This is a genomic window from Photorhabdus namnaonensis (genome assembly GCF_001684335.1).
Lineage (GTDB): Bacteria > Pseudomonadota > Gammaproteobacteria > Enterobacterales > Enterobacteriaceae > Photorhabdus > Photorhabdus namnaonensis.
In genome coordinates this window covers 1-1,168 of record NZ_LOIC01000047.1, presented here as the reverse complement: position 1 = coordinate 1,168, position 1,168 = coordinate 1, and the positions used below count along the sequence as shown (strand labels likewise).

1 protein-coding gene is annotated in these 1,168 nt (G+C 29.6%); it reads left to right on the top strand.

Going from position 1 to position 1,168, the window contains the following annotated elements:
• Window positions 1-952 precede the first annotated feature (952 nt).
• A complete protein-coding gene (locus tag Phpb_RS26005) occupies window positions 953-1,090 on the top strand; it encodes a hypothetical protein (protein ID WP_165603282.1) in 138 nt (45 codons plus the stop codon).
• Window positions 1,091-1,168: the final 78 nt, after the last annotated feature.

Here is a 1,168-nt window from a genome sequence, read left to right as displayed (position 1 = left end):
TTGATGCCTTTTTGGCATCGTTTTCATCACAGCAAAAACCAGGAAGACAAAAAATGAGTGTAGCACTATTATGAAATCTTATTTATACCCTATGGATTTCAAGATGGATCGCGACGGCAAGGGAGCGAATCCCCGGGAGCATAGATAACTATGTGACCGGGGTGAGTGAGTGCCGCCAACAAAGAGGCAACTTGAAAGATGACGGGTATAGTTTATTGGTGGATTGATGAAGGGGCAATTAGTTGTATTCAGCATAATTTGAGTGGCTAAAATCTACAGTAAAAATTATTTTTCTATTATTAAGCTAATTTTCTTTCATCAGAAAGAGAATGATTTTAAGAATGTTCATCTGTTATCTTGTAGAATATATAATCAATTGGTAATGAAAATATTATTGATGCAAATATAGCAGAAATATATTCTTAGGATACTAGGGTTTTATTTGTTGTAATTTTAACGTTGTGAGTGAATTATGATAGTCCACTGGATAAAGGTAAATCTGTAAAATAAAGAATAGAACTATATAGCACTATAGTAACCAAGATTAATATTATAATTTCATGTGAATAACATAATGGTAATAATTTTCATTTCAATTTTTTTTATATATGTTTTTTATATATTATATAATTTCAATAAATCTTAAATAATAGTGATTTCATTGCAGCAGAACGTTGACACAAACTATATATCTGCTATAGTTTTATATTATTGTGATTTGTTTTAGATATGTCTCATTAATGATTTATTTATAATATGGATATCTTAATGTTCTGGTGAATTATTGTGATGTGTAAAGTCCACGTAATACATTGGGGAATTGATTTTCGAAGGTAATAGTGGTTCTATGATGGTTAAAGAGTATCTTTAATTAAGTGGTAATACTGTATATTTTAAATTTTTATATGTAAGTTGATTGAGTTTTATTTAAACTTTAATGAGGAAAATAAATATGTCTAGAATAACTATTGTTGTTGATTCAGATGAACAGAAAGCGGAAGTTTATTCTAATGCCTCTGTTCCAGTATATAAAGATTTAAACTCGGTTGGTCCTTTGAGTGATGTGACTATATCACCTCATGCTAAATAAGATTTCATAATAGTGCTACACTCATTTTTTGTCTTCCTGGCTTTTGCTGTGATGAAAACGATGCCAAAAAGGCATCAA